The organism is Nocardia tenerifensis NBRC 101015 (genome assembly GCF_000308715.1).
In the GTDB taxonomy this organism is placed as follows: domain Bacteria; phylum Actinomycetota; class Actinomycetes; order Mycobacteriales; family Mycobacteriaceae; genus Nocardia; species Nocardia tenerifensis.
Genome location: NZ_BAGH01000125.1, coordinates 1 through 26,936 on the forward strand (window position 1 = coordinate 1; position 26,936 = coordinate 26,936).

At 67.5% G+C, this 26,936-nt stretch carries 28 protein-coding genes and 1 pseudogene; 12 read left to right on the forward strand and 17 right to left on the reverse strand.

The window, feature by feature from the left end:
• From ON39_RS10645 to ON39_RS10660, 4 genes and pseudogenes are all read left to right on the forward strand, one after another.
• Positions 1 to 211, forward strand: a pseudogene (locus ON39_RS10645) (hypothetical protein); the annotation flags it as partial.
• A gap of 85 nt (positions 212 to 296) precedes the next feature.
• On the forward strand, positions 297 to 746 hold the full coding sequence (locus ON39_RS10650; protein WP_040733299.1) for a DoxX family protein: 450 nt from the start codon (positions 297 to 299) through the stop codon (positions 744 to 746).
• A 152-nt stretch (positions 747 to 898) separates the two neighbouring features.
• A complete protein-coding gene (locus ON39_RS10655; RefSeq protein WP_040733300.1) occupies positions 899 to 1,348 on the forward strand; it encodes a TY-Chap domain-containing protein in 450 nt (149 codons plus the stop codon).
• 77 nt (positions 1,349 to 1,425) lie between these two features.
• A complete protein-coding gene (locus ON39_RS10660; RefSeq protein ID WP_040733301.1) occupies positions 1,426 to 2,160 on the forward strand; it encodes a DUF4191 domain-containing protein in 735 nt (244 codons plus the stop codon).
• Positions 2,161 to 2,268: 108 nt separating this feature from the next.
• Here the strand turns inward: ON39_RS10660 and ON39_RS10665 are convergent, their stop codons facing one another.
• Both ON39_RS10665 and ON39_RS10670 read right to left on the reverse strand, forming a co-directional pair.
• Positions 2,269 to 2,637, reverse strand: a complete 369-nt coding sequence (locus tag ON39_RS10665; RefSeq protein WP_246002986.1) for a YrdB family protein — start codon at positions 2,635 to 2,637, stop codon at positions 2,269 to 2,271.
• Between the two features lie 334 nt (positions 2,638 to 2,971).
• A complete protein-coding gene (locus ON39_RS10670; RefSeq protein ID WP_040733302.1) occupies positions 2,972 to 3,427 on the reverse strand; it encodes an RDD family protein in 456 nt (151 codons plus the stop codon).
• Positions 3,428 to 3,678: 251 nt separating this feature from the next.
• Between ON39_RS10670 and glnA the strand changes: the two genes are divergently transcribed.
• Positions 3,679 to 5,115, forward strand: coding sequence for a type I glutamate--ammonia ligase (gene glnA / locus ON39_RS10675; protein ID WP_040733303.1), 1,437 nt, complete (start codon positions 3,679 to 3,681; stop codon positions 5,113 to 5,115).
• A gap of 64 nt (positions 5,116 to 5,179) precedes the next feature.
• Here the strand turns inward: glnA and ON39_RS10680 are convergent, their stop codons facing one another.
• On the reverse strand, positions 5,180 to 5,695 hold the full coding sequence (locus ON39_RS10680; protein ID WP_040733304.1) for a cupin domain-containing protein: 516 nt from the start codon (positions 5,693 to 5,695) through the stop codon (positions 5,180 to 5,182).
• Positions 5,696 to 5,752: 57 nt separating this feature from the next.
• On the opposite strand from ON39_RS10680, the gene ON39_RS10685 reads away from it, so the two are divergent.
• Complete coding sequence (locus ON39_RS10685; RefSeq protein WP_040733306.1) at positions 5,753 to 6,040, forward strand: hypothetical protein; 288 nt, start codon at positions 5,753 to 5,755, stop codon at positions 6,038 to 6,040.
• 83 nt (positions 6,041 to 6,123) lie between these two features.
• Complete coding sequence (locus ON39_RS10690; RefSeq protein WP_246002987.1) at positions 6,124 to 6,453, forward strand: PIN domain-containing protein; 330 nt, start codon at positions 6,124 to 6,126, stop codon at positions 6,451 to 6,453.
• 542 nt (positions 6,454 to 6,995) lie between these two features.
• Here ON39_RS10690 and guaD read toward each other — a convergent pair.
• The 4 genes from guaD to ON39_RS10710 form a co-directional block, all read right to left on the reverse strand.
• Entirely contained in the window at positions 6,996 to 8,336 is a 1,341-nt protein-coding gene (gene guaD / locus ON39_RS10695) for a guanine deaminase (RefSeq protein ID WP_040733307.1), read from the reverse strand.
• Between the two features lie 400 nt (positions 8,337 to 8,736).
• Positions 8,737 to 9,369, reverse strand: coding sequence for a hypothetical protein (locus ON39_RS10700; protein ID WP_040733308.1), 633 nt, complete (start codon positions 9,367 to 9,369; stop codon positions 8,737 to 8,739).
• Position 9,370: 1 nt separating this feature from the next.
• Positions 9,371 to 9,721 (reverse strand): PEP-utilizing enzyme, encoded by a 351-nt coding sequence (locus ON39_RS10705; RefSeq protein WP_051186494.1) that lies wholly within the window; start codon positions 9,719 to 9,721, stop codon positions 9,371 to 9,373.
• 17 nt (positions 9,722 to 9,738) lie between these two features.
• The gene (locus ON39_RS10710) at positions 9,739 to 10,032 is read right to left on the reverse strand and encodes a hypothetical protein (protein ID WP_040733310.1); all 294 of its coding nucleotides are present in this window, start codon (positions 10,030 to 10,032) and stop codon (positions 9,739 to 9,741) included.
• 86 nt (positions 10,033 to 10,118) lie between these two features.
• On the opposite strand from ON39_RS10710, the gene ON39_RS10715 reads away from it, so the two are divergent.
• The gene (locus ON39_RS10715; protein WP_051186495.1) at positions 10,119 to 11,312 is read left to right on the forward strand and encodes an FAD-dependent oxidoreductase; all 1,194 of its coding nucleotides are present in this window, start codon (positions 10,119 to 10,121) and stop codon (positions 11,310 to 11,312) included.
• Between the two features lie 59 nt (positions 11,313 to 11,371).
• The gene (locus tag ON39_RS10720; protein WP_040733329.1) at positions 11,372 to 11,833 is read left to right on the forward strand and encodes a GNAT family N-acetyltransferase; all 462 of its coding nucleotides are present in this window, start codon (positions 11,372 to 11,374) and stop codon (positions 11,831 to 11,833) included.
• Between the two features lie 87 nt (positions 11,834 to 11,920).
• Here the strand turns inward: ON39_RS10720 and ON39_RS10725 are convergent, their stop codons facing one another.
• Positions 11,921 to 12,421 carry a carboxymuconolactone decarboxylase family protein gene (locus ON39_RS10725; protein WP_040733313.1) on the reverse strand — a complete coding sequence of 167 codons (501 nt, stop codon included), beginning with the start codon at positions 12,419 to 12,421 and terminating at the stop codon, positions 11,921 to 11,923.
• Between the two features lie 659 nt (positions 12,422 to 13,080).
• Here ON39_RS10725 and ON39_RS10730 point away from each other — a divergent pair.
• Complete coding sequence (locus ON39_RS10730) at positions 13,081 to 14,013, forward strand: alpha/beta fold hydrolase (RefSeq protein WP_211336356.1); 933 nt, start codon at positions 13,081 to 13,083, stop codon at positions 14,011 to 14,013.
• Positions 14,014 to 14,037: 24 nt separating this feature from the next.
• Here ON39_RS10730 and ON39_RS10735 read toward each other — a convergent pair whose 3' ends face one another.
• Complete coding sequence (locus ON39_RS10735) at positions 14,038 to 14,370, reverse strand: ArsR/SmtB family transcription factor (protein WP_040733315.1); 333 nt, start codon at positions 14,368 to 14,370, stop codon at positions 14,038 to 14,040.
• Positions 14,371 to 14,768: 398 nt separating this feature from the next.
• On the opposite strand from ON39_RS10735, the gene ON39_RS10740 reads away from it, so the two are divergent.
• Positions 14,769 to 15,668 carry a tyrosine-protein phosphatase gene (locus tag ON39_RS10740; protein WP_040733333.1) on the forward strand — a complete coding sequence of 300 codons (900 nt, stop codon included), beginning with the start codon at positions 14,769 to 14,771 and terminating at the stop codon, positions 15,666 to 15,668.
• A gap of 54 nt (positions 15,669 to 15,722) precedes the next feature.
• Here the strand turns inward: ON39_RS10740 and ON39_RS10745 are convergent, their stop codons facing one another.
• Both ON39_RS10745 and ON39_RS10750 read right to left on the reverse strand, forming a co-directional pair.
• Entirely contained in the window at positions 15,723 to 17,927 is a 2,205-nt protein-coding gene (locus ON39_RS10745) for an elongation factor G-like protein EF-G2 (protein WP_040733316.1), read from the reverse strand.
• A 151-nt stretch (positions 17,928 to 18,078) separates the two neighbouring features.
• Positions 18,079 to 18,489, reverse strand: a complete 411-nt coding sequence (locus tag ON39_RS10750) for a RidA family protein (RefSeq protein ID WP_040733317.1) — start codon at positions 18,487 to 18,489, stop codon at positions 18,079 to 18,081.
• Between the two features lie 162 nt (positions 18,490 to 18,651).
• Between ON39_RS10750 and ON39_RS10755 the strand changes: the two genes are divergently transcribed.
• Positions 18,652 to 19,974, forward strand: a complete 1,323-nt coding sequence (locus tag ON39_RS10755; RefSeq protein ID WP_040733318.1) for an MFS transporter — start codon at positions 18,652 to 18,654, stop codon at positions 19,972 to 19,974.
• A gap of 39 nt (positions 19,975 to 20,013) precedes the next feature.
• Here ON39_RS10755 and ON39_RS45795 read toward each other — a convergent pair whose 3' ends face one another.
• The 6 genes from ON39_RS45795 to ON39_RS10785 all read right to left on the reverse strand — a co-directional run.
• A complete protein-coding gene (locus tag ON39_RS45795; RefSeq protein ID WP_051186496.1) occupies positions 20,014 to 21,561 on the reverse strand; it encodes a serine hydrolase domain-containing protein in 1,548 nt (515 codons plus the stop codon).
• Positions 21,562 to 21,644: 83 nt separating this feature from the next.
• Positions 21,645 to 22,661: a lipoyl synthase gene (gene lipA, locus ON39_RS10765; RefSeq protein WP_040733319.1), complete on the reverse strand. Its 1,017-nt coding sequence runs from the start codon at positions 22,659 to 22,661 to the stop codon at positions 21,645 to 21,647.
• A gap of 24 nt (positions 22,662 to 22,685) precedes the next feature.
• The gene (lipB, locus tag ON39_RS10770) at positions 22,686 to 23,417 is read right to left on the reverse strand and encodes a lipoyl(octanoyl) transferase LipB (protein ID WP_040733320.1); all 732 of its coding nucleotides are present in this window, start codon (positions 23,415 to 23,417) and stop codon (positions 22,686 to 22,688) included.
• A 1,443-nt stretch (positions 23,418 to 24,860) separates the two neighbouring features.
• Positions 24,861 to 25,391, reverse strand: coding sequence for a GNAT family N-acetyltransferase (locus ON39_RS10775; protein WP_040733322.1), 531 nt, complete (start codon positions 25,389 to 25,391; stop codon positions 24,861 to 24,863).
• Complete coding sequence (locus ON39_RS10780; RefSeq protein WP_040733323.1) at positions 25,388 to 26,296, reverse strand: TIGR01777 family oxidoreductase; 909 nt, start codon at positions 26,294 to 26,296, stop codon at positions 25,388 to 25,390. Before ON39_RS10780 ends, ON39_RS10775 begins: the two co-directional genes overlap by 4 nt.
• 13 nt (positions 26,297 to 26,309) lie before the next feature.
• Positions 26,310 to 26,936: 2-oxo acid dehydrogenase subunit E2 (locus ON39_RS10785; protein WP_040733324.1), on the reverse strand; the 627-nt coding region annotated here is incomplete at its 5' end.

Below are 26,936 nucleotides of genomic sequence, written 5' to 3' on the forward strand. Positions count from 1 at the left end.
GTTCGGCGCGGACGCGGTCGCGCAGACGTTCGCCGGGCGTGCCCAGGCCGCGCGATCGGCACTGGTCGACGGGCGCGCGGGCGCGGTGTGGTCGGTGGGCGGCCAGCCGAGGGTGGTCTTCGAGTTCACCGTGTCCGGCGGCCGGATCGTCGCCATCGACCTGCTCGCCGATCCCGAAACCCTGGACCAGCTCGTCCTGGAGGCGAGCTGACGCTGTCACATTCCACCCGGCCCATCGGTCAGGCAGGTGACGGCGTGGCACCGATCGCGCCGAGTGACCGGGCAAGGAGTCCACGATGAGCAAAGCACGATCGATCGGATATTGGGCGACCACCGCCGCGGTGGTCTTCGTACTGGCGACCGGCGGCGTCGCCGACCTGATCCAGCGCGACGACACCGCGGGCGGCATGATCGAACTGGGTTATCCGACGTATGTCATGACGATTCTCGGTTTCTGGAAGGTGCTCGGCGCCATGGCGATTGCCGTCCCGCACTTTCCGCTGGTGAAGGAGTGGGCCTACGCGGGCGCGTTCTTCGATCTCACCGGCGGTCTCGCCTCGCATTTCGCGCACGGCTCGAGCGTGAATCACCTGATCTATACGGGCTTTTTCGCGATGTGCGTCGTCGCGTCGTGGGCGCTGCGCCCGGCCGACCGCAAGCTCGGCGCGCGGGTGTTCCGCGATTACGGCCGCACACCCGAGACGACGAAGACGTCCGCCCCGCCCCGGCTGGCCTCGGCGGCGTGACGCGGCACTCGAAACGGCCCTCGTTCCAGCGAACGACGGGCCATTCGCGTTCGCTATGGATGCCCCGAAGTATACGGGCGTACAACATGATTCGCCTGGTGTCACGGGCTCGGCGGCGTATGATCGGGCCAGTGCGAGCGCCCGGGGGAAGAATGAACGAGCCGGTGACCGCGGACTGGGAACAGTTCGTTCGAGCACTGGCGCAATGTCTGTCCGAGTTGCCTTCGCGCGCGACGTTGATCATCGCCGCGCCCGGTAATCGGTATGTCCAGTTCATGCAGTACGACATCAAATTGTCCGCCGAACTGGCCGGTAATCATTATCTCGCGCAGCCCATTCCGGACGACGCCGCCCAGGAGTTGCGCGAGCTCGGCTGGAACGAGCCGATGCTGCGGCGCGAGGTCGACAATTGGACGCGGACCATGTTCTGGCCCATCTCGCCGAGCGGCCTGGTCGAGTTCGCCCGCTCGGTAGCCATCGGTTTCCGGGACGCGCTCGGCGTGGCGACGCCGGTGGAATTGCGGGCCATGGGGTGGACCGAGGTCTCCGGTGATCTGGATCTCACGGTGCTCGGATCGATGGCCAGGCGCGGTGTGAATTGACGCCGCCGCGGCGGTAAGGGACCTCGCCGGGGCGGGCGTGGCGAAATCCGCACGACGTGGGCACTATCCTGAGTGACATGGCAGCAGGTAAGCCCACCAAGGAAGCGAAGGCCGCGGCGAAAGCGGCCCGCAAGCAGCAGTCGAAAGAGCGCAGGCAGCAGCTCTGGCAGGCGTTCCAGATGCAGCGCAAGGAAGACAAGCTGCTGCTGCCGTTGATGATCGGCGCCTTGGTCGGCATCACCGCCGTCTTCCTGGTCATCGGCCTGATTTTCGGCCTGACCTGGTTCCTCGTCCCGCTCGGCGTCGTGCTCGGCGCGCTGGCCGCTTTCATCATCTTCGGCCGGCGGGTGCAGAAGAGCGTCTACGGCAAGGCCGAGGGGCAGGCGGGCGCCGCGGCCTGGGTGCTGGACAACCTGCAGGGCAAGTGGCGGGTGTCCAACGGCATCGCCGCGACCACCCAGCTCGACGCGGTGCACCGGGTGATCGGCCTGCCCGGCGTCGTGCTCGTCGCCGAGGGCTCCCCGCAGCGGGTGAAATCGCTGCTCGCGCAGGAGAAGAAGCGCACGGCCCGGCTCATCGGCGACACCCCGATCTACGACATCGTGATCGGCAACGACGAGGGCCAGGTGCCGCTGAAGGACCTGCAGCGCTACCTCACCAAGCTGCCCCGCAACATCGACGCCAAGCGCATGGACCTCATCGAGGGCCGCCTGACCGCCTTGAGCTCGCGCACCGGCCCCGCGCTGCCGAAGGGTCCAATGCCCGCCGGCGCCAAGATGCGCGGCGTCCAGCGCACCATTCGCAGGCGCTGAGCTGTACTCATTCGAAAGGCCCGCGTCCTCGGGACGCGGGCCTTTCGCGTTCTCGCGATCAGGAGGAATTGATGGCGTTCGCTACTCGCTCGATGCCGCCATCTCTGATCATGCTTTGACGAGCCACGCGATGCGGTCGTAGGCGAGGGCTTGGTATAGGACGAGAATTCCGGCGGAGATGAGCGCCCACCTGGGGAGACCCGCTGCGAACAGGGCTGCGGCGCCGCCGAAGAAGATGAGGAGTTCGAGCGCGAGGCGGACGGTGCCCGGCACCGAGACGGGTGCCTCGCCGCTGCGGCTCGGGTCGCCGGGCACGGCGAAGGTGCCCCACAGCGCGGCCGCGATCAGCGGCAACAGGGCGACCAGCAGGAATCTCCACGGCGAATCGAAGGCTCGCCAACCGTAGACGCCGAAGGAACCGATGGCCATGAGCTCGAGCAGGAACCGGATCGCGAGCATGGCCGGATTGAGTGACACCGCCGGAGCGTAACCGGGGCGGGCGGTCTGTACGGTGGGCAGCTCTCGATCCGTGTGGGTGGTCGGCGTGGTGTGCAGCTTTCGGTCGGGGCGGGCGGTCGGCGCGGTGGGCGGTTCTCGACCCGGGGCAGGCGGTTCTCCATCGGCGTGGGTGGTCGGCACACGGGTAGCTCCCGCCGTGCCGGTCGGCTGGCCTCACTGGCGCGCCACTTGGTGCGGCGGGCAGCTCGCGGTCGGCGTCGGTGGTCGGCACACTGGCAGCTCTCGTCGTGCTGGGCGGCTGATGCCCTCGCGTGCGGCACCCGCTGCGGTAGGACCCGTCGCCGCAAGCGAATCAGCGCGAGTGCACCAGCGCCGTACCGGTGGCCCGATCGTGCATACCGCGACCATCCGCGTCCGTGAACAACGCGGGCACCACGAACACCAGCAACGCCTGCCGAGCGAGCGCGCGCACGAAACCGACGGTCACCGGCGCGTCGATCCGCACGGTCCGCAGGCGCAAAAAGTACTGCCCGGGCGTGAACCCGAACAGCGTCACCGCGGCCACGCCGATCACGAACCAGATCAGCAGCGTCAGGCTCGACGCCGAACCGCCGCGCATGATCAGGGCCGCGATGCCGAGCGCGATCAACCAGTCCACGAACAGCGCGGCGATCCGGCGAGCCATCCCCGACAGCGACCCCGCGCCGGACTTCGGCAGGCCGAGGTGTTCGCCGGGGAACTCGCGGTTTGCCGAATCGCCTGCGCCCTCCGAAGGGCCGGAGAGCCACGATCCCGTCATGCGTGCCATGCCCCCACAATATGCGCGCCCGACCGGCCGCTCGGCACCGCATAAGGGGAGTTCACGTCAGCGCGCTCCGGCACGGATGGGAAGATGAGCATGCTGTTCGAGTCCGGGTGGGCCTAGTCACCCGGCCAGCCGTACGTGTAACACTGGCGAAACACAGACTTGACTGCCGGGAAACACCGCGTCCTTACCGTCTGGACGCGACGAACCCATGCAATCGACACTCGCTGGGAACCGATCCGTAAGGAGAACAAGTGACGTTCAGCACGGCCGACGAGGTCATCAAATATCTCGCTGATGAAGAAGTCGAATATGTCGACATCCGCTTCAGCGATCTGCCCGGCGTCCAGCAGCACTTCTCGATCCCGGCGAAGGCCTTCACGGCCGACCTCGCAGAGGAAGGGCTGGCGTTCGACGGCTCCTCCGTCCGTGGCTTCCAGTCGATCGACGAGTCGGACATGCTGCTGCTGCCCGATTTCAGCACCGCGCGCCTGGACCCGTTCCGCGCCGCCAAGACGCTGAACCTCAACTTCTTCGTGCACGACCCGTTCACCCGGGAGGCCTACAGCCGCGACCCGCGCAACATCGCGCGCAAGGCGGAGGAGTACCTGCGCTCGACCGGCATCGCCGACACCGCGTACTTCGGCGCCGAGGCCGAGTTCTACATCTTCGACTCGATCCGCTACGACTCGCAGATGAACGGCGCCTTCTACGAGATCGAGTCGATCTCGGGCTCCTGGAACACCGGCTCGCGGACCAACCCCGACGGCACCCTGAACCGCGGCTACAAGGTCCGCAACAAGGGCGGTTACTTCCCCGTCGCGCCGTACGACCACTACGTCGACCTGCGCGACAAGATCTCGACCAACCTGCAGAACGCGGGCTTCGAGCTCGAGCGCGGCCACCACGAGGTCGGCACCGCCGGTCAGGCCGAGATCAACTACAAGTTCAACACCCTGCTCGGCGCGGCCGACGACCTGCAGCTGTTCAAGTACATCGTCAAGAACACCGCGTGGCAGGAGGGCAAGACCGTCACGTTCATGCCCAAGCCGCTCTTCGGTGACAACGGCTCGGGCATGCACGTGCACCAGTCGCTGTGGAAGGACGGCAAGCCGCTGTTCCACGACGAGGCCGGCTACGGCGGCCTGTCGGATCTGGCGCGGCACTACATCGGCGGCATCCTGCACCACGCGCCGTCGCTGCTGGCGTTCACCAACCCGACCGTGAACTCGTACCACCGCCTGGTTCCGGGCTACGAGGCCCCGATCAACCTGGTGTACTCGCAGCGCAACCGCTCCGCGGCCGTGCGTATCCCGGTGACCGGCAACAACCCGAAGGCCAAGCGCATCGAGTTCCGCGCGCCGGACTCCTCGGGCAACCCGTACCTGGCCTTCGCCGCCATGATGATGGCCGGCCTGGACGGCATCAAGAACAAGATCGAGCCGCTGGCCCCCGTCGACAAGGACCTCTACGAGCTCCCGCCGGAGGAGGCCAAGAACATCCCGCAGGCCCCTACCAGCCTGGCCACGGTCATCGACCGCCTCGAGCAGGATCACGACTACCTGACCGAGGGCAACGTCTTCACCGACGACCTGATCGAGACCTGGATCAACATCAAGCGCGAGCAGGAGATCGCTCCGGTCAACCTGCGCCCGCACCCGTACGAGTTCGAGCTCTACTTCGACGTGTAAGTCGTTTATAGCGTTCGGCGACGGCCCATCCGCGAAATGCGGGTGGGCCGTTCGGGTTTCGGTGTCAGCGTGGGGCGGGTCGGGTGAGGTTGTAGCGGTCGATGACGTCGTCGAACCAGTCGGGGTGGCCGTAGGTGAGGCCGTACTGGGTGGCGAGGGCGGTGAAGGATTCCGAGGTGGCGGTGGCGTCGGTCAGTAGGGCGGCTAGGTCGCGGAAGTAGGTTTCGAAGCCGCCGGGGATGATGATCTCGATGATGCGGCCGGGCACGTCGCCCGCGTTCCACATGGCGTGCATCTCGTTTCGCGGTTTGATGATGTAGCCGCCTGCGTCGAGGACGACCTCGGTGTCGTCGGAGCGGAAGCCGATCCGCCCCTCCAGCACGATCGAGTACTCGTCCTCCCTGCTGTGCATGTGCGGCGGCGTGATCGTGCCCACGTCGAACGGGTGCTCCACGATCGACATCACCCCGTTCGTGTGGTGCCCGTACAGCTTGTAGGTGGCGCCGAAGCCCGGAATGTGCACCGTCTCGCCCTCCCCGGGCAGCACGGCCAACAGCGCTGGAATATCGGAGTTCTGCACAGCCCGACCTTACGCTGCGGCGTTGAGTTTTCCTACTGCGATTGATAATCTGGCGAGGTGAGTGACGAACCGGAACCACGGATCGGTGAGGGCCCCGCGACGCGGGTGAGCTTGTCGCTGCCCGAAGGCACCGCCGAGGCGATCCGGCGTCGCGTGGGCAAGCGTGAGTTCTCGTCGTTCGTCACCTCCGCCGTCGAGCGTGAACTGCGCGGAATGCTGCTCGACGAGTACATCGCGGACCATGAACGTCGCGAGGGGCCGCTGCCCGAGGCGGAGCGGCAGCGTGCCAGGGACCTGTTCGACCATGCGCTCGGTGAGTCGGGGCAGTGGGACACGGCAAGCTGAAACGCCCTGCGCCGCCGAGGCATCGGGGCACGCTGGTATTGGACTGCGACGGGTTATCCCGGCTCGTCGAGGATTCCGTGTCGGTGGTCGCGATCGTCGCCGAGGCGCGCTCGCGTGGCATGGAGGTGGTGATCAGTGCGCTCACCATTATCGAGGCGACCCATCGCAAGACCGATCGGGCGCGGCTCGCATGGCTGTTGTCCGCTGTGCGCGTCGAGGAGGTCAGCGAGCGGGCCGCGAAGGCTGCGGCGGAGCTGCTGCTCGCGGCCGGACTACATGGGCACAAGTATGCGATCGACGCGGTGATCGCGGAAATGGCGTTGCGCCAGCAGGTTCCGGTGGTCGTGCTGACCAGCGACGTGGATGACATGCGGAAGTTGTGCGGTGGGTCCGTCCGGTTGATTTCGACCTGAGGTGCGTGCGGCACTCCCGGCCCTTGCCCGAACGCGACTTCGCCTCGTGTTGAGAGCGCCTCGGACGAGTGACTTCGCCAGGAACGCGGTTCTCCGAACGTGAGCGTCGAGGACATCGCCACAGCCGCTGGACTGCCCGCCTCGTCCGCGGCGTACCTGCCCGCGCCGACAAGCGCCCGCCTTGCAGTGCGGCTTCAGTCCGCGCCGGTGCGCGCACTCACCAGCGCGCGCACGCCCTCGACCCCCGCACAAATCGCGTTCGGGAAGTCGAGGGGGTCTATGCGGTGTCCAGCACACGTCCACAGGCTTCGCGTAAAAGGTTGAGGCTCGCGTCGACGGGCAGCGTTGCCGGATTGCACCTTTCAGCCCGCGTGTACGCCGACCCTTTACACGCGCACACCCTTTCGTTTCTCTCGCACATGCAGAATCGCATGCAATTCTGCATGTGGGAAATCAAAAGGTGTGTGGGGAAACGGGAACGCCCGCAAGCGCTTTCGCTTTGGGATGAGCCACCTCGTCGGAGGTGATGACTGCCGTCGCGGCTAGGTACGCGAGTAGGCGCGGTGGCCGAGGACATAGGTGGCTTCTATGGAGCGGTCGTCGCCGAGGATCATTTGGGCGAAGAGGAGCTCGGGGAAATCGCGGGCGATCTCGGTGCGGTGAGTGAGGATGGGGGTGGCGGTCCAGTCGAGGACTACGAAGTCGGCTTCTTTGCCGGGGCGGAAGTTGCCGATGTGGTCGTCCAGGTGCAGGGCTTCGGCGCCGCCGAGGGTGGCGAGGTAGAAACCGCGCAGGGCGGAGAGGGTGGTGCGCCGGGACTCGGGTTTCGTCGACTCCTTCAGCATGATGACCTTGTAGGCCTCGTTGAGGGTGCGCAGCATCGAATAACTGGTTCCCGCACCGCAATCTGTGCCGAGACCCACTCGAATGCCCGCCGAACGCGCGGCCGCGAAGTCGAAGAGTCCGCTGCCGAGGAACAGGTTCGAGGTCGGGCAGAAGGCGATGCCTGCACCGGCGGCGGCCAGACGCGACCGGTCCTGATCATCGATGTGCACGCTATGGGCGAAGACGGACCGGGCGCCGACCAACCCCGCCCTGTCGTACACATCCAGGTATGAGCGGGCGTTGGTGAAGCGGGCCAGCACGCTCGCGGTCTCCGGCCGGCTCTCTGCGAGATGGGTTTGCATTGCGATGTCGGGGAATTCGCGAAGCAGCCGACCCGCCATGGCCAGCTGTTCGTCGGACGAGGACGGCGCGAACCGCGGGGTGATCGCATAGGTGAGCCGATCGGTCTTGTGCCACCGCTCTATCAGCCGTCTCGTCTGCTCCTCGGCCTGCGGCACGCCGGCATCCGACAGAAACTCCGGCGCGTCCGGCTGCTTGTCCATCAGTACCTTGCCGCACACCATCCGCATTCCACGCGCTCGCGCCTGCGCGAAGAACGCGTCCACCGAGACCGAATGAACGGTCGGGTAAACGCCGGCCGTCGTGGTCCCGCACGCCGTCAACGCGTCGAGGAAAAGCCCGGAAATGCGCTCGGCGTAATCCCGATCGCCGAATTTCCGCTCCACCGGGAACACATATTCCTGTAACCAATCCTGGAGTTGCGCACCGAAACTCGCGATCATGTCGTACTGGCTGTAGTGAATATGCGTATCCACGAACCCCGGCACGATCAGTCTGCCGCGATAATCGACGACGCGGGCGCGATGGCGGTCCGGCAGGGCCGACCAGTCACCCGCCCAGCGCACCCGGCCGTCGGATCCGATGGCGAGCGCCCCGTCCTCGAACAGTTCCCAGGCGTCGGGATCGTCGTCCCGCCCGGGATCTCGCAGGAAGTGCAGCAAAGTGCCGCGATAAACGGCGGGCAGCGCGTCGTCCATATTCCGACGCTATCGACCCAGTCCCGTCGAGCCACGCCTCCGCGCCGGTGTGTCGCGCGCTGCCTCGATCCGCACTGGTTCGGGGAATCCGCACTGTGTATGCGTGCAGGGGGTGCGAATTCGCGGAAGGGGTGCGGCTTGACGGTGACTCGCCCTTCCGGGTGCTGGCCGCGTGGGCGCTGGCTCAATCCGTACTGGTGCGGGGATCCCGCCTGGTTGTGTGCGCAGGGGTGCAGATTCGCGGAAAGGGTGCGGCTGTTGACGCTCGACCGATCCGGAACTCTGCCGCGTCGATGACGGCGTGTTCGGCGGAGTGCCCCGCTACGAGCGACAGGGAGTCGACTCTATCGACGGCGTCGATACCGGTTCTGGTACGCCTAGTCGGAGCCGGGAAGACCGTTCACGAGGTGGAGCCTCTATCGATACCCAGCGTGGCAATCAGATCCTCGTGCAGTTCGAACCAAACTCGGTGGGCGGAGCCGGGTTCGATGCCGGTAATCCTCTGAGGGTCGTCGGCAGCCTGGGCGAGCGCGGCGGCGAAACGGGAGTCGTAACCGGAGAATCGGGCGAGTCGTTCCGTGAGCCGGGTCGTCAGCGGAGCCAATTCCGCTGCGAGGCTGTCGAGTTCGGCGAGTATCCGCCGGTCTCGCCGCGCGTCCGCGTGGTCGTTGTCCCGCATACTGCCGTCGGGCAGGATGATCAGCTGCCAGTCCGTGCAGGCCTGCACCAACCGCGCGTTGAGCGGCAGAAACCGACGATAGACGTCCTCCACCAACGCTTTTGCTCCGGACGCGGCGAGTTCGTCGGCGAGTAACCGCTCGTTCTCCGTGCGCCCGCTCTCGGTCAGCGACCACCCCGCGTCCGCGCCGAATCGGAAGCGGCCGGCCCAGCCCCGGGCCTGGAAGTCCCGCACATGGGACTCGGCGAGACCGACCGGCATGCCGAATCTGTCGGCCACCGCCTGTGTATCGAGGAACCCGCCGAGGCGGATCGCGTGCAGCGCGAGCAACAAACTGGGCGAAACATGCGTCATTTCAAGCCTTCCCATCGAAACCCAGGGCGGCGTAGACACGCCCACGGGTCCCATCGACCGACACGGTCCGATGATTCTCCAGCGCCGCCATCGCGCCCTCGGCCGCCACCACGGCGGGAATCCCGTACTCGCGGGCGACGATCGCCGCGTGACACAGAATTCCGCCGGTCTCGGTCACCACCGCGGCGGCAAGGCCGAAGAGCACCGTCCACGACGGATCGGTTGTGCGGCAGACGATGACATCGCCCGGCCGCACCGCGGCGAAGTCGGCGACGCCGCGCACCAGCCGAACCGGCCCAGTGGCAATGCCTTTGCTGCACGCGACGCCGGTAGCGATCGGTTTGTCGGGCATCGTGATTCTTCCTTTTGTCACTGTCCACTACCGAGGCAAGTCGGCACCTCGTAGCCATGCGAAGCGGTGGGATCCGCCCGGCGAGGCGCGAATCGCTGGTGCGCGGCCTGTCTGGAAACGCCGAGCCGAGCGCCGATTTCGTTCCAGGGCTGGCCGGCCCGATGCGCCAGGTCCACAAAACTATCGAGCAGTTGATCGGCCAGCCGCCCCAGGTGCGCGGCGAGAATCATCGCCGCCACCTGAGCCAGGCTGTCACCGGGGTAGGCGCGCTCGATCGCGGCGATCAGGTCACGCAGCGGCACCCGTTCCATGCGTCAACCATAGGTTGACCTACAGGACATCGTCAACTACTAGTTGACGGTAGAACGCCTTCCGCCGCCAGATCCAGGAGTCGCACATGGAACCCCTCGAGCACCACACACAACGTCACGCAGGCAAGCGGGTGACGGTCGTCGGCGCAGGTATAGCCGGGTTGGCCACCGCATTGCGCCTGCGCCGACAGGGCTGGGACGTGGTCGTGATCGAACGCGCCCCGGCTCGCCGCAGCAGCGGCTACCTGGTGAACCTGCACGGACCCGGATACACCGCCGCCGAGCGACTCGGGCTGCTCCCGGCGCTGACACCCCGCGATATCGGCTTCTTCACCTCGATCCTCGTCCACCCCGACGGCCGGGAGAAGTTCAGAATTCCAGCCGCTGTCGCCGAATCCGCCGTCGGGGCAAGGGCTTTGAGTCTGTTCCGCGGTGACTTGGAGTCGGCGCTCTACGACGCGGTGGCCGACGTGGTCGACATCCGTTTCGGCATCACCGTGCGGGCGATCACCCAGAATCCGGGGGAAGTCGTCGCCGCCCTGAGCGACGGCACCGAGCTGCGCAGTGACCTCCTCGTCGGGGCCGACGGCGTGCACTCCCGCGTCCGTGAGCTCGCATTCGGCGCGGAGTCAGAGTATTTCGTGGATCTGGGCCACATGGTCGGCGCCTTCCCGCTAACCACGGTTCCCGAGCACGTGCGGGAAGGCGTCGGCACCACCTTCATCGGACCCGGCCGCACGGCGGCGGTGATGAACCTCGGCCCGGAACGGTCCTCGGCGTTCTTCACCTACCGCAGTCCCGATCCCACCGCCGAACTCGGTGTCGGCGCCGTACCCGCGCTGACCGGCGCGTTCGGCGATCTAGGCGGCGGCGTCGCCGACGCCCTGCGCCAGCTCGAAACCGACCCCACCATCGCCTACTTCGACACGGTCGGCCAAATCGTCATGGACCGATGGAGCCGCGACCGAGTCGTGCTCCTCGGCGACGCCGCTTGGTGCGTAACGGTTTTCGCCGGCTACGGCGCCGCCCTCGCGCTCGACGGCGCGGACCGACTCGGCACCGCCCTCGCCGACGCCGACATCCCTGCCGCCCTCGAGACGTGGGAAACCGCTTTGCGTCCTGAGGCGCTCAAGCGACAAGCCCTGGCCCGCAAAGGAATAAGCCGCTTCGCCCCGCCCTCCCGCATGCACGTCTGGGCCGGTGAACTGATGCTGCGCGCCATTCAGCTCCCCGGACTCCGCAAGGTGGCCCAACGCGCCATCGAACGAGCCAACAACTGAACGGCGGGCCCGCGAGAGCGACCACGGACTTGGTGCCGCCTCGAGGCAGACTCGTGATCATGGCTGTTGTGCTCAGGCCGGGGCGACCCGACGAAGCTGCCCTCCTCGGTGAGCTGGCCCTACGCTCCAAAGCCTTCTGGGGTTACGACCAGCAACTCCTCGATTTGTGGCGCGATGAACTAACCCTTGCACCGCGCGAGGTCGTCGTCCGCCGCACCGCCGTGGCCGAATCCGACGGTGCCATAGTCGGATTCGTCACCGTCGAGGGAGTTCCACCGACCGGCGAACTCGGCATGCTGTTCGTCGCTCCGGAAGCCATCGGTAACGGAATCGGCCGCGACCTGTTCCGGCACGCGCTCCAGACGGCTCGCGACGCTGGATTCACAAGGCTGACAGTCGAATCGGACCCGAACGCGGAACCGTTCTATCGCACCATGGGCGCGGTAAACATCGGCAGCGTCGCGTCGACGGCGATCCCCGGCCGCCACCTGCCGCTATTGGAAGTCGATTGCACGCAATAGGCTACGGATGCAGTGCAATTCGCGCGCAGAGCAAGCCAGGCTGCCCGGCCCGAGACGAAACATCCAGGGCCGGGCGCGCATTCGGTGTCAGCGCGCGGCGGCGGCGATGCTCTCGAATGTGCCCGGCACGTACGAGCCGCCCTTGGTCTTCGTGATCACGAGCATTCGGTTGGCGGCGTTGATGCAGGAGATAACGTAGATCAGGGCGGCGATCTGGTCGTCGTCGAAGTGTGCGCGGACCTGGGCCCAGGTCTCGTCGGACACGCCGGTGGCGGTGTCGGCCAGGCGGGTGCCCTCCTCGGCGAAGGCCAGTGCGGCTCGCTCGGCCTCGGTGAACACCGTGGTTTCGCGCCACACCGCGACCAGGTTGATCCGGGTCGCGGATTCTCCGGCTGCGGCCAGGTCCTTGGCGTGGGCGTCGGTGCAGTAGCCGCAGCCGTTGATCTGGCTGGCGCGCAGCTCCACCAGCTCCGTCAACGTCTTGGGCAGCGCCTGTGACTGCATGAGCGCCACGCTGACGGATTGAAATCGCTTGCCCAGCTTGGCGCCGAGCGCATTGGCATTGAGATCGAAACGGGGTTCGGTCATGGTGTCGTCCTTTGTCGATCAAGTGTTGGGAACGGACATAAGACGCCGGTGACCGGGATCCCGTAACAGCCCGCCACTGTGACTTGGCCCACACGCAATCTGCCCGTCGGCGCGAATAGTCACAACTCCCGCCGTCTGAAGGGCTGCTGTCGCCGCGGAGCACCCCGACAGCCCCCGGCGTCCGGCAACACGTCATCCGCCAAGGCGTGCGTCGGGCGCGAACTCTGGGCGGACGCTTCTCGGGCGATGCCGCCGCCAGTTCCTCGGGCGGTTTGACCAGCGCCGATGGGGCTGGAATGGGCACTATCTGCGACGTCGGCGACGTGAATATGGAGCAGTGTCACAGGTGACCCTGCGCGCGAGAATGCGCGAAGCCGCGCGTCCTCCTCGTCCGCACTATGTGTGCCGTGGCCGGCATGGCGCTGACCTATCGAGTCGACCAGTCGTGCGAAGGCCGGCCGACCATCCAATGATACGTTTATACGTGGATCTACGTACAATCGGAGGTTGTCATGCCGAGCTCTTCTCGTGACCGCTGGTGGGGGCGCCCCATCTGGTGGTCGGTTGGTCTGGCTGTAGTGCTCGTAGTCGTTGTGGGAGCGCTGAATTGGCGTGTGGAGGGGCATTCGGCGCCGCCACCTTCCTCGGCGCCCCCATGTGTGGCCGGGGAAGAACCGCAGTCCCGTGGCTACAACGCGGCGACCGAGCGCGATCCTGTTCTCGCCCAATCGTTCCGGCACTGTTTCACCACGGTCGACGGCGTGCAGATGCACTACGTCATCGGCGGATCAGGCCCGCAGCCGCTGGTCCTGCTGCACGGCTGGCCGGAGAGCTGGTACGAGTACCACGCGGTCATGCCGAAACTGCTCGCCGGGCGCACCGTGATCGCGATCGACCTGCCGGGCATGGGCGACAGCACCGGCCAGCCCGCGTCGTATACGAAAACCACTCTGGCGCGGTATGTTTCGGCTCTGCTGACCAAGATAGGCGTCCAGCGTGACGCGCGGGTGGTCGCGCATGACTTCGGCGTCGGTGTCGCCTACGCGCTGGCCGCCGAGCATCGCGACCAAGTCGCCGGGTTGTTCCTGATGGATTTCCCGCTGGTCGGCAGGAATCTCGGTTTCGCGGCGGTGCAACCGCTTTCGTGGCACTTCTCTTTCAATGTGCAGAACCCCTTGGCCGAGGAGCTGGTAACGGACCGCGTCACTGCCTTCCTGGATTACTTCTTCCGGCACAGCGAGGTCTCCGAACAGGCGCGCGCGGCCTCCGATCATGAATTGCCCATCTCCGCCGAATCTTTGGCGGAATACGCGCGGGTGTACTCGCGCCCCCAGGTGCTCCACGCCGGATTCGAGCTGTATCGAACGTGGCAGATCGATGAAACGGAGAACGCACGGTTGCAGCAGACGCCGCTCACTATTCCGGTGCGCATGTTGACCCAGGACGGTCTCAGCGGAGTCATGGTGCCCGCGGTCCGGGACGCGGCCCCCGGGGTGGTCGGTAGTGAGATCGCCGGTGCCGGACACTGGTTGGTCGACCAACGGCCCGACCTCGTGGCTGAGGAGATCGCCTCCTTCTATCCGGCCGGGTGACACCGTCGACGGGCGGGCCGGGTACTACACCGGTCCGCCCGCCTCGTCGACGCGGGTACCAGCGAGGACCGCGTCGAGCAGCCCGGGATAACGTGCGTCGAGATCCGTCCGGCGCAGTTCGAGCAAAAACTCCCTGCCCGAAGCGGTCTGCCGGATGACACCGCCCTCCCGCAGCACCCGCCAGTGGTGGGTCATGGTCGATCGGGCACTGATGCCCAGCACGTTCAGCACGGCGGTGCAGTTGTAGTCTCCACCGTTGTCGAGCACGCGCACCACGGCGAGCCGGGTCGGATTCCCCAACGCCGACAACACGTCCTCGATCCGGAGCTGATCACGGCTGGGATGCACAAGGGCCATATGTTCGATTGTACTGAGATAGGCGAACAGTCCGAGAGTGGGAGATCAACCGCAGACAATTTCGGATCTGCCGCGACAGACGTGCTTGTCGCGAGTGGGCAGCACCTGCCGGACACTGCGAGTCGAGGGGTCGAGTGCCGACCGCTCGGCGATTCATCGACTATCACCTCGGCCCGGCGGTGACAGATGCGCGGATAGCGTCCGCCGCGGTTCTCGCGGAAACGGCCGAAAGGCGGGTCGGCGATGGTGGCCCGGTCGAGCGGATGGTATTCCGATCGTGCGCGAAATCCAGAAGGAATCTCGCTGACTGCCGGGCGGGTCTCGATGAGCGGGGCAGATGCGGCGGAATGGGGTCGAACGCCGATACCGAAGTGAAACAGGTTCTACTGTCCGGCGCCATGAAGATTTCATTGTTTTCTTTGCTGACAGCTATTTTGGCGATCTTCGCGGTGACGATGACGACCGCTCCACCCGCGGCGACTGCGCAGCCGGACGCACAGACGGCGGTCGCGGGCGGCAAGATCGATCTACAGGGCACGGTGAATACCCGTGATATCGGCGGGTATCGAACCTATGACGGCGCGAAGACGAAGTCCGGCAAGGCCATTCGTTCGGACTCGCTGGAGAAATTGACCGACGCGGACGCGCGGAAACTGGCCGGCCTCACCGTGCAGACAGTGATCGATCTGCGCACGCCCGGCGAGGTGCAGTTCGCGGGCGCGGACAAGCCGATTCCGGGCGCACAGCCGGTTTCCCGGCCGATCGATGACACCGGCCTGTTCCAGCAGATGCTGGCGGTGATCCAGACCCGCGATCCGCGGAAGCAGGAGGAGGCCCTCGGCAACGGCAAGGCCGAGCAGATCATGCTGACGATGTACACCACGTTCATCACCCGCCAGGAGTCGCGAAACGCGTTCGGGCAGACCATCAAGGACCTCGCCAACACGGACAAGGCGACGCTGTACCACTGCACGGCGGGCAAGGACCGCACCGGCTGGCTGACCTACGTGCTACTGCGCGCGGTCGGCGTACCGGAGGGCACGGCCCGCCAGGATTACCTGCTGTCCAACCAGTATCGCGCCGCCGCGGACGCCGCCCTGCGCCAGCAGGTGAAGCAGGCGGGTCTCATGCAGAACCCCGATCTGCTCATCCCGCTCCAGGAGGTCAGGGACGCCTACCTCGACGCAGCGGTGGGCAAGATGGAGCAGGACTACGGCGACCTCGGCAAGTTCCTCACCAGGGGCCTCGGCCTGGACGCGGGCACCATCCTGAAGCTCCGCAAGAATCTGGTCGGCTAGATGAAAGACGTTCGGGCCCCTTCACTTCCCCGTGAGCGGGGCCCGATGTCGTTGCTAGGACTGCTTTTTCGCCTGCTCGCGCAGCGCCGCGGCGAGCTGACCCGGCATCGACTCGTGCCGGGTGTAGGAGCGGGTGAAGTCGCCGGTGCCGTGCGAGAGCGAGCGCAGATCGATGGCGTAGCGGCTGAGTTCGAGCTCCGGTACCTCGGCGTGGATTCGGGTGCGGCCGGCGCCGTGTGGTTCGGTGCCCAGTACGCGACCGCGGCGGCCGGACAGGTCGCTCAGGACCGGGCCGACATAGTCGTCGGAGACGACCACCCACACCTCGGCGATCGGTTCCAGCAGCGCGATTCCCGCGCCGGCGGCCGCCTCGCGCAACGCCAGGGCGCCCGCGGTCTGGAAGGCGGCGTCGGAGGAGTCGACCGAGTGCGCCTTGCCGTCGAACAGCGTCACCCGCACGTCCACCAGTGGGTAGCCGGCCGCGACGCCGCGCGCCGCCTGCGCCCGCACACCCTTCTCCACCGACGGAATGAATTGGCGCGGAACGACTCCGCCGACCACCTTGTCCACGAACTCGATCCCCGACCCGCCGGGCAGCGGCTCGACCTCGATCTCGCACACGGCGTACTGCCCGTGCCCGCCGGACTGCTTCACGTGCCTGCCGCGCCCATTCGCCTTGCCCGCGAACGTCTCTCGCAGCGCGACCCGATGATCGACCACGTCGACCTGCACCCCGAACCTGGTCCGCAACCGCTCCAGCGCGACGTCGCGGTGTGCCTCGCCGAGACACCACAGCACCAGCTGATGGGTGTGCGCGTTGTGCTCGAGCCGCACCGCGGGATCCTCGGCCGCCAGCCTGGCCAGGCTCTGCGAGAGTTTGTCCTCGTCGGCCTTGCTGTGCGCGGTGATCGCGATGGGCAGCAACGGATCCGGCATCTGCCACGGCTCGATCAGCAGCGGTTTGTCTGTGCCGGAAAGGGTGTCGCCGGTCTCGGCGCGGCTGAGCTTGGTGACGTAGGCGATGTCGCCGGCGATGGCCTGGCCGAGCGGGCGCTGCCCCTTGCCGAACGGCGTGGAGACCGCGCCGACGCGCTCGTCGACGTCGTGGCTCTCGTGGCCGCGCTCCTCCAGGCCGTGACCGCAGACATGCACCGTGTCGTCGGCGCGCAGCGTGCCGGAGAACACCCGGACCAGCGAGACCCGGCCAACATACGGGTCCGACGCGGTGCGGATCACCTCCGCCGCGAGCGCGCCGTCCGGATCGCAGTCGAGTTGACGGCGCGTATTGCCGTCCGCCGCGGTGACAGCGGAGACGACGTGCTCCGACGGTGTCGGGAACCCGCCGATGATCAGGTCGAGCAGTTCCACCGTGCCCAAGCCCTGCTTGGCCCCCTCCGGCGCGGGCGCGCCGAACAGCACGGGGTGGAAGCTGCCCCTGGCCACGGCCCGCTCGAGGTCCGCGACAAGGGTAGCGAGCTCGATCTCCTCACCCTCGAGATACCGCTCCATCAGCGTCTCGTCTTCGCTCTCGGCGATGATGCCCTCGATGAGCCGATTCCGCGCCTCCTCCAACATGTCCCGCTGCTCCGGCGACGGCTCGGTCTCCACGCGCTCGCCCGAGGAGTAGTCGACCACGCAGTTCGGCAGCAGCTCGATCAGTCCGGTGACGGGGCGGTGGCCGTCCGCGCTCTTCGGGCCGTAGACCGGAAGATGCAGGGGGAGAATGTTTTCCGACGCGCCGCCGCCGAGAACGGTGCGACAGGTCTCGGTCATCTCGTCGAAATCCGCACGCGCGGTGTCCAAATGGGTGAGCACGATCGCCCGCGGCATGCCGACCGCCGCGCACTCCTCCCACAGCGCGCGGGTCGCGCCGCTGACGCCCTCCGCGCCCTCGGCCGCCGAGATGACGAACAGCGCCGCGTCCGCCGCGCGCAAACCCGCCCGCAACTCGCCGACGAAGTCCGCGTAGCCCGGCGTGTCCAACAGGTTGATCTTCATCCCCGCCCAGGCCAGGGGCACCACGGACAGCTGCACCGATCGGTGCTGCCGATGTTCGATCTCGTCATAGTCCGAGAGTGAGGTTCCGTCCTCGACCCGCCCCGCCCGATTCACCGTCCCCGTGGTCAGCGCCATCGCCTCGACCAGGGTCGTCTTCCCCGATCCGCTGTGCCCGGCCAGCACGACGTTTCTGATCTGATCCGGCCGCTCGGCCGTAGCCACTCTGCCGTTGCCCCCTACGGTCCCACTCGTCTTGTCCACTGTGCGTCTCGCTTCCTCGCGCGCCCCGACACCCTGCGGTCCTTCGAGCTTCCCACCGGCGGTCACCGCGCGTGCACGGATCGGCAGAACCCGGTGCGACGGACTGCGCGGTCCGTACGGGGTCGCGGTCAGCGGCGGGGTCGACGCGTGATCAAGCGACCGCTACCACGGCCTCCACCTCGACGAGGAACTCCGGGCGGAACAGGCCGGCCACCCGGACGAGCGTGCTGGCGGGGTTCGGCCGGTCGCCGAGCGCGGGGCGGAGGAATTCGTCGCGGACGTCGCGGATGTCCTGCAGTCTGGCGGTGTCGGTGACGAACCAGGTCAGCTTGACCAGGCCGGTCCAGTCGGTGCCGAGGGCGTGCAACACGTTCTCCAGGTTGGTGAGCGCCTGCCTGGTCTGAGCGGCCATATCGTCGCCCCCGACGAGGTTGCCCTCGGCGTCCACCGCGATCTGCCCCGACACGAAGGCGAGCCCGTTCGACACGGTCACCGCGTGGGCGTAGCCGAAGCCGGGGGCGACGCCGGGGACGTCGGAGAGCCTGTCGTTGATCTTCGCCATGCGCACAGCGTAGACGGCAGACGCCTCGTCCTGAATCGTGCAGTCCTGCTATGACTTACGCGCATTCGGGGCGTGGCCGAGCCGGATGCGCCGATCCTGACCCGGACAAAACCCCCGGCTGGGGGCTTGACCCGCGGGTGCCTCGGGGGCCAGAGTGCGCCCATGGTTGTCACCCATGACCTGCCGCGCGCGACGCTGCGCAAGGTCACTCTCCGCCTGGTGCCGTTTCTCGGGCTGCTGTATTTCGTGAACTATCTCGATCGGGTCAATATCGGCTTCGCGGGGCCCAGCGGGATGAAGGCCGACCTCGGGCTCACCGAGACGGCGTTCGGCTTCGCGTCGGGCATCTTCTTCATCGGATATCTAGTGCTCGAGGTGCCGAGCAACCTGGCCCTGCATCGGTTCGGGGCGCGGCGCTGGATCGCCAGGATCCTGGCCAGCTGGGGTGTGGTCGCGACCGCGATGGCGTTCGTGCCCAACGAAACCGTGCTGTACGTCCTGCGTTTCGCGCTCGGCGTGGCGGAGGCGGGGTTCTTTCCTGGCATCCTGCTCTACCTGACGTATTGGTTTCCGCAGAATCAGCGGGCGAAGTTCGTCGCGCTGTTCATGGTCGCCGTGCCGATCTCCACCGCGCTCGGCTCGACCATGTCGAGCCTGATCATCCAGTACGGGCACGGGGTGTTCGGCCTCGCCGGCTGGCGGTTCATGTTCCTCGTCGAGGGCGTGCCCGCGTTGCTGCTCGCGGTGGTGACGTGGTTCTTCCTCACCGACAGTCCGGCACAGGCGAAGTGGCTGACCAGCGACGAAAGACAATGGCTCAGTACCGAACTCGCCGCCGAGCAGGCCGAGGTCGAGAAGGCCGGGCACTGGACCTTGCGCAAGGCGCTCACCGATCCCCGGGTGCTCGGGCTCGCGCTGGTCTACGGCGGAATCGTCTACGGGCTCTACGCGCTCGGCTTCTTCCTGCCGACGATCATCAACGGTTTCCAGCAGCAGTACGGCACGCACTACTCGGTGGTGCAGCGCGGATTGATCAACGCGGTGCCCTACGTCGTCGGCGCGGTCGTGATGGTCTGGTGGAGCAGGCACGGTGACCGCACCGGCGAACGTCCCTGGCACGTAGCGCTTCCCGCGTTGCTCGGCGGACTGGCGATCCCGGTCGCGCTCTACCTCGGCAACCCGGTCGCGGCCATGGTCGCCGTAACCGTCTGTGCCGTAGGCGTTCTCGCGGCCCTGCCCACCTTCTGGGCGCTGCCGAGCGCGTTCCTCTCCGGAGCCGCCGCCGCGGGCGGCATCGCGCTGATCAACTCCATCGGCAATATCAGCGGCTTCGCGGCGCCGTATGTCACGGGCTGGCTGAAGGATTGGACCGGAACGCAGCGCGCGGGACTATGGGTGGTCGGCGCGTGCATGATCGGCTCGGCCGTCGGCGCGCTGGTGCTGTGGAAACGGACAAGCGTTCAGCCGCAGAAGGATTCGACGTAGCTCGCCCCGTCGGTCACGAGTCTTCGTACACATGGCCACTCAGGCGCAGGCGGGGGAGGTTTGGCCGACGAGGGTGAGGTTTTCGCAGACCCACCCGGTGGAGAGCCGCCAGCTGTCATCGCGGACGGCGAGCGGGACCACCATCGGGCGCCTGCCGCCCGCGAAAGACGTCGTGGTGGTGGCGAGCAAGGTTCCGTCGCCGAATTGGGTGAGTTTGTCCACCTGGAACGACATCGGGTACGCGGTGAAGGCCGTCGCCAGGCGGGCGAGCAGTTCGGGGTCCTTGTCGTCGTCCACGACGCGCAGAGACTTTTGGGCGACAGGCACTTTCGGGTCGAAGGCCTCTTGGAGCCGTGCGCTGAGCTCCGCGGGGGAGGGTGGCGGCGGGGCAGCCGGAACGGGATCGTCGCGATGACCCGGCAGCGAGTCCGGGTACAGGCGAGCGACGATCGCGAACCAGATCGAGGACGCGGTGACGCGCAGCAGGGTGGGAGGAACGGTGTACTGGTTCACGGCCACCGCGACAGTGATCCCCCGGTCGGGAAGGTAACCGAGGTGGGTGGTGTAGCCGAGCACGCCACCCGTGTGGCCGAGCCACGGACCGAAGCGCTGCATGCCGAGGCCGTAATCGAGGGGACCGCCCCCGGCGGTACCGGTGGTGAACTGCAGTCGGGCCCGGTGGGTTTCAGGCTTCAGCAGTTCGCCGCGGGCCAGCCGGGGCGCGTAATCGGCCAGGTCGCCGATGGTCGACACCATGCTGCCCGCCGCACCGAACAGCTCGGGGGTGTTGCGCGCGGTCACGTCCGTGGCAGCGTCATCGAAATAGGCGTAGCCACGGCTCGCGGGAGCGGGCATGGTGGCGTCGGCGGGATACGTGGTGTCGGGGAGCCCGTATGCGGTCGCGACCTCGTCGAGGACCTCGTGCACCGGTTTGCCGGTGACTTTCTCCAAAACCAGCCCCAGCAGCAGGTATTCGGAGTTGGAGTACTCGGTTTCGCGGTGCGGCGGCTGTGCCCGCTCCGGGTGGCCGGTGATTGTGCGCAGACTGTCTCCGGGGCGCCATTCGCCGGGTGTCTTCGCCAGGAACTGATCGAGGAAGTCGGTGTCGCTCATCAGGTCCCGGACGCCGCCGCGCATGCCGAGCAGGTCGCGCAGGGCGATGGCATCGCCGTTGGGTACCCCGGGCACGTACTCGCTGAGCGCATCGTCGAGGGAGAGCTTGTTGTCGTCGGCGGCTCGAAGTATCGCGGTCGCGGTGAATGTCTTGGTGATGCTGCCGATTCGGATGTGATCCTCGATCGTCATCGCGCGCCCGGTGGCGAGATCGGCGACGCCATACGCTTTGGTGAAGTTGCCTCGAGCGGGGTCGTGCACGGTGACCAACGCGCCGGGAATCAACCCCGCGTCCATGTTCTTCCGGACAGTCTCATCGATCGCGGCGCCCGCGTCCGCCGGAAAGGCGCAACCGACATCGCGTCCGCATTCGTCATCGGCGCCGCAGGCGACCAGCGCGGTGGCCACCACCGCGGCGGTGAGGGCTTTGGTAACCACCCGGATCAGCCGCGCGGATGCATTGTGGCCGAGCATATTTCGATCCCCCGTGTGCGCATGGGTCGCTACCGACCGGACCGCGGTGGTGTTCGCGCCCGATCCGGACGCGAACACGGCGGCTAGCTGCCGAAACGGGCCAGGACGGACGAGGCCTCCTGCGAGGCGGTGCCCTCCTCGGCGAGATGCGCCATGGCGGGGGCGATTTCGCGGCCGTGGTGGGCCATCGCCTGCGCATAGAGGCGGCCCGCGCGGTAGGACGAGCGGACCAGCGGCCCGGCCATCACGCCCGCGAAACCGATCTCCTCGGCCATCTTCGAGTGCTGCACGAACTCCTCCGGCTTGACCCAGCGGTCGACCGGGTGGTGGCGGGGGGAGGGGCGCAGGTACTGGGTGATGGTGAGGATGTCGCAGCCGGCCTCGTGCAGGTCGCGCATCGCCTGGGTGACCTCTTCCGGGGTCTCGCCCATGCCGAGGATCAGGTTGGACTTGGTGACCAGGCCGGCCTCGCGCGCCGCGGTGAGCACCGAGAGGGAGCGCTCGTAGCGGAAGGCGGGGCGGATGCGCTTGAAGATGCGCGGCACCGTCTCCAGGTTGTGCGCCAACACCTCCGGGCGCGCCGAGAACACCTCGGCCAGCTGCTCGGGCACGGCGTTGAAATCGGGGATCAGCAGCTCGACGCCGGTGTTCGGGTTGAGCTGCTTGATGGCGCGGACCGTCTCGGCGTAGAGCCAGGCGCCGCCGTCTTCGAGGTCGTCGCGGGCGACGCCGGTGATGGTGGAGTAGCGCAGGCCCATCGCCTGCACGCTCTCGGCGACCCGGCGCGGCTCGTCGCGATCGAGTGCGGCCGGTTTGCCGGTGTCGATCTGGCAGAAGTCGCAGCGCCTGGTGCACTGCTCGCCGCCGATGAGGAAGGTGGCCTCACGGTCTTCCCAGCATTCGAAGATGTTGGGACAGCCCGCTTCCTCGCACACGGTGTGCAAGCCCTCGCGTTTGACCAGGCCCTTGAGCTCGGAATACTCCGGGCCCATCTTGGCCCTGGTACGGATCCATTGAGGTTTGCGCTCGATCGGGGTCTCCGCGTTGCGCGCCTCGATGCGTAGCAGTTTGCGTCCTGCCGGTGCTGAAGCTGAGGTCACCAGATCGACACTACGCCTACCGGATCAGGCGGTCGCGGGGCCTCCCACCGGTGTGACGCGCGCAATAACGTGGTCGGTTACCGGCAGTTCGCCGTCGAGCGCTTTGGCGATGGCGTCGGCGACGAGCGGCTTCACCTCGGCGACCGTCACCTCGCGGCCCAGCTCGCGCGAGAGCGTGGTGACGCCGGCGTCGCGGATGCCGCACGGGACGATCGCCTGGAAGCCGTCCATGGCGGAGTTGCAGTTGAGCGAGATGCCGTGCAGGGCGACGCCGCGCTGCACCCGAACGCCGATGGCGGCGATCTTGCGCTCGGCGAACACCTCGGTGGCCGGGAGCCAGACGCCGGAGCGGCCCTCGATCCGGCCGCAGTGCAGGCCGAGGTCGGTGCAGACGGTGATGAGAGCTTCCTCGAGGCGGCGCACGTAGTGCACGACGTCCACCGGCTCGGCGAGCCGCACGATCGGGTAGCCGACCAGCTGGCCCGGGCCGTGCCAGGTGATCTTGCCGCCGCGGTCCACCTCGACCACCGGACTGCCGTCGATCGGCAGATCCTCGGCCTCGGTCCGCCGCCCCGCGGTGTAGACCGACGGATGCTCGAGCAGCAGCAGGCGATCGGATCCGATGCCCTCCGCCCGCTCCGCCGCGATCGTCCGCTGCAGTTCCCAGGCGCTGTGGTAGTCGATGAGTCCGAGATCCTCGACCACGATCGGGGTCGTATCGAATCGGGCGGACCAGGTGGTACGCGTGTCGTTCACGTGCTCGACGGTACGCCGCAGGGGTAGAGGAGTTCCACCGGTGGTCCGTGCAGCGCACCACACCCGCGCACCACCACACGGGGTGCGCGCGGCATGGGGTGCGCTCGGTATGCGATGCGCGCGGCATGGGGTGCGCTCGGTATGCGATGCGCGCGGCATGGGATGCACTCGGCATGGGATCCGCCCGCCTTCCTGGGATCGCACGGCTCTGCGGAATGCGCACCGTTTCGCGGGACCTGCATTGTGTGCTGGAGCGCAGGGCGGGGCGGATTCTACGAACCGGCGCAGATTCCGTTGACAAGCCTTGCGACATTTGCTTCGCGAAATCCGCACCGCTGCAGGGGACCGGCACGGCGCTACGGGCATAGCATCGCGCCGTGGAATGTGCACCGTGCCACGGGATCAGCACCACGCGCCACAAACAATGCCCCGCGCGACGGACTCTGCCCCGCGCGACGGACTCTGCTTCGCGCGACGGACTCGGCCTCCCGCGACGGACTCTGCTTCGCGCGACGGACTCGGCCTCCCGCGACGGACTCTGCCCTGCGCCACGGAATCTGCACCGCGCTACCGGATCGGCGCCGCATGCGCTACGGAATCGGCCCCGCGCGACGGGATCGGCCCCACGCGACGGGATCCGCGCCGCGTGCGCTACGGAATCTGTACCGCGCCACGGGATCGGCCTTCGAGCCAGGTCGCCTGGATGTGCGGCAGCTCGCGGACGAGGCGGTCTACTCCGTTGCGCCAGCTGCTGGTTTCGCCAGGGGGTGCGACCTTCGGTGCTGTCGCCGGCCATCGAGGTGGGCATGATCATGGTGATGGGGCGGTCGATCTTGCGGTAGTGGTCGAGGATTTCGGCGCGCACGGAGTCGATGTAGAGGTTTAGGTCGAGGATGTCGGGGCCGGTGAGCAGGATCTGGTGCGGGGTGCCCTTGGCCTGTTCGGCCTCGCCGCCACGGAATCTGCACCGCGCCACGAAATCCGCACCGCTTGGCGGAAATCCGCATGGCTTCGCGGGATCTGCACCGCTTCGAGGAACCCGCCCTGTCTGCGGGAGCGCAGAGCGGGGCGGCTTCCAAGAACCGATGCAGATTCCATTGACGGGCTTGGCGGGATCGGTACTGCTTCACGAAATCTGCACCGCGCCAGGGAATCTGTGCGGCTTGGTGGGATAAGCACGGCTTCGCGAAAGTGCTCCGCGCCACGGGATTGCGCGGCTGGGCGGGATCGGCGCGGCTTCGCGAAATCTGCACCGCGCCGCAGGAATCTGCGCGGCTCGGCTGGATCGGCACCGCTTTGCGAAATCCCCACCACACGAGGGAATCTGCGCGGCTTTGCGGCAGCGGCACCGCTTCTGCGAGATCCGCACGGCGTCGCGGAATCCGCACTGCCTGCGGGTGCCCAGAGCGCATTCCGGCACCCGGTGCAGATCCGTTGAAGCGGCTAGCGGGCGTGCACGGGGAGGGTCAGCTGCATGAGCGTCAGGTCCATCCAGCGGCCGAATTTGTGCCCTACTTCAGGGAATTCGCCGATTACTCGGAAGCCGAAGCGTTCGTGGAGTTGGATGGAGCCGGTGTTGCCGGATTCGATGCCGGCGATGACGGCGTGCACGTGCCCGGATTGCCGTGCGCGGTCGAGGAGTTCGGTGAGCAGGGCGGTGGCGATGCCGCGGCGGTGGAAGCGGTCGTCGACGTAGACCGAGTTCTCCACGGTGAACCGGTAACCGGCCTTGGGTCGCCACGGTCCGTAGCTGGCGTAACCCGCGAGCACGCCGTCGATCTCGGCGACGAGGATCGGTTGATTCGCGGCGGTGCGCGTCTCGAACCAGGCGACGCGCTCCTCCAGGCCGACCTGCTCCAGGTCCCAAATCGCTGTGGAGGTGGCGATATTCGCGTTGTGGATTTCGAGGATCGCGGGCAGGTCGTCGCGGTGGGCGTCTCTGATGCGGGTGCGGGTGTCGAGCTGGTCGGTCATCGATCGTCTCCGGGTCGTCCCACCGTCGCGGCCAGCGCGGCGCCGATGGTGGGGTGCTGGAACTCGTAGCCCGCCTCCTCGAGGGCCGTGGGTATCGCGCGTGGTCCGCGCAGGATCCCCTCCTGCGCGAACTCGCCGAAGAGCGCCCGCAGCGCGAAGGCGGGCACCACAAGTGGCGTAGGCCGGTGCAGGGCCCGGCCGAGCGCCCGGCTGAACTCGGCGTTGGTGACCGGCGCCGGGCCGACGACATTGAGCGGCCCGGCGAGCGTGTCGGTGCCGAGGGCGAAGACGATCGCGCCGATCTCGTCGTCCAGCGAGATCCACGGCGTGTACTGCCGCCCGCTGCCGAGTCGTCCGCCGAGACCGAGCGAGTAGAGCGGGTGCAGCATGCTGAGCAAACCGCCTTGACCCGACAGCACGACGGCGCTGCGCAACAGCACCGTGCGCACACCCGCGTCGGCGGCGGGCCGGGTCGCGGCCTCCCAGTCTCGGCACAGCCCGGCGAGGAAACCCGAACCGGCAGGCGAGGTTTCGTCGACCACCCGGTCTCCGGTCTCGCCGCCGTAGAACTGCACGCCGCTGGCGTTGACCAAGGTAGGCACGCCCGCCTTGACGACGGCCGCGGCCAGCACGTCGGTGGGGGTGATCCGGCTGTCGCGCAGTTCCTGCTTGAAGCCGCCGTTCCAGCGACGCCGGGCGATGCCCGCCCCGCACAGGTTGACCACCGCGTCCGCGCCGCGCAAGGCCCGCTCGTCCAGGTCGGCGCGGACGGGATCCCAGGAGAACTCGTCCGGACCGGCCGCCCGCCGGCGAACCAGGCGGGCGACCTCGTGCCCGTCGCGGCGCAGTGCCGCGACGAGCGCCGTCCCGATCAGCCCGGACGAGCCGGCGATCACGACCTTCATGCGAACACGACGGTTAGAGCCCGAGGTCGGCCTCGAACGCCGCCTCCTCGAGCCGGTGCCGGATCGTGGTGAGGAAGCGACCCGCGTCCGCGCCGTCGATCAGGCGGTGGTCGTAGGTGAGCGGCAGGTAGCACATCGAACGCACGCCGATGGACTCGCTGCCGGTGTCGTCCTTCACCACCACCGGGCGCTTGACGATCGCGCCGGTGCCGAGCATGGCCGCCTGCGGCGGAACCAGGATCGGGGTGTCGAACAGGGCGCCCTGGCTGCCGATGTTGGTGATGGTGAACGTGCCACCGGCCAGCTCGTCGGGCTTGAGGCCACCGTTGCGGGCGCGGTTGGCGATGTCGGCGATGGCGCGCGCCAGGCCGGCCAGCGACAGGTCGCTCGCGTTGTGGATGATCGGGGACAGCAGGCCCTGCTCGGTGTCGACGGCGATGCCGAGGTGCACGGCCGCGTGGTAGGTGACCTCCTTGGAGGAGTCGTCGTAGCTGGCGTTGACGTTCGGGTGCACGCCGAGCGCCTCGACGACGGCCTTGGCGAAGAACGGCAGGAACGTCAGGTTGACGCCCTCGCGCTCCTTGAACGCCGCCTTGGCCTGGGCACGCAGCGCCGCGATCTTGGTGACGTCGGCCTCGTG

Bases quoted from the DNA above. Each gene is read 5' to 3' on its own strand.
- ON39_RS10650 (WP_040733299.1), top strand. From the start codon at position 297: ATGAGCAAAGCACGATCGATCGGATATTGGGCGACCACCGCCGCGGTG.
- ON39_RS10655 (WP_040733300.1), top strand. From the start codon at position 899: ATGAACGAGCCGGTGACCGCGGACTGGGAACAGTTCGTTCGAGCACTG.
- ON39_RS10660 (WP_040733301.1), top strand. From the start codon at position 1,426: ATGGCAGCAGGTAAGCCCACCAAGGAAGCGAAGGCCGCGGCGAAAGCG.
- ON39_RS10670 (WP_040733302.1), bottom strand. From the start codon at position 3,427: ATGGCACGCATGACGGGATCGTGGCTCTCCGGCCCTTCGGAGGGCGCA.
- guaD (WP_040733307.1), bottom strand. From the start codon at position 8,336: ATGGACGACGCGCTGCCCGCCGTTTATCGCGGCACTTTGCTGCACTTC.
- ON39_RS10700 (WP_040733308.1), bottom strand. From the start codon at position 9,369: ATGACGCATGTTTCGCCCAGTTTGTTGCTCGCGCTGCACGCGATCCGC.
- ON39_RS10705 (WP_051186494.1), bottom strand. From the start codon at position 9,721: ATGCCCGACAAACCGATCGCTACCGGCGTCGCGTGCAGCAAAGGCATT.
- ON39_RS10710 (WP_040733310.1), bottom strand. From the start codon at position 10,032: ATGGAACGGGTGCCGCTGCGTGACCTGATCGCCGCGATCGAGCGCGCC.
- ON39_RS10715 (WP_051186495.1), top strand. From the start codon at position 10,119: ATGGAACCCCTCGAGCACCACACACAACGTCACGCAGGCAAGCGGGTG.
- ON39_RS10720 (WP_040733329.1), top strand. From the start codon at position 11,372: ATGGCTGTTGTGCTCAGGCCGGGGCGACCCGACGAAGCTGCCCTCCTC.
- ON39_RS10725 (WP_040733313.1), bottom strand. From the start codon at position 12,421: ATGACCGAACCCCGTTTCGATCTCAATGCCAATGCGCTCGGCGCCAAG.
- ON39_RS10735 (WP_040733315.1), bottom strand. From the start codon at position 14,370: ATGGCCCTTGTGCATCCCAGCCGTGATCAGCTCCGGATCGAGGACGTG.
- ON39_RS10740 (WP_040733333.1), top strand. From the start codon at position 14,769: ATGAAGATTTCATTGTTTTCTTTGCTGACAGCTATTTTGGCGATCTTC.
- ON39_RS10750 (WP_040733317.1), bottom strand. From the start codon at position 18,489: ATGGCGAAGATCAACGACAGGCTCTCCGACGTCCCCGGCGTCGCCCCC.
- ON39_RS10755 (WP_040733318.1), top strand. From the start codon at position 18,652: ATGGTTGTCACCCATGACCTGCCGCGCGCGACGCTGCGCAAGGTCACT.
- ON39_RS45795 (WP_051186496.1), bottom strand. From the start codon at position 21,561: ATGCTCGGCCACAATGCATCCGCGCGGCTGATCCGGGTGGTTACCAAA.
- ON39_RS10775 (WP_040733322.1), bottom strand. From the start codon at position 25,391: ATGACCGACCAGCTCGACACCCGCACCCGCATCAGAGACGCCCACCGC.
- ON39_RS10780 (WP_040733323.1), bottom strand. From the start codon at position 26,296: ATGAAGGTCGTGATCGCCGGCTCGTCCGGGCTGATCGGGACGGCGCTC.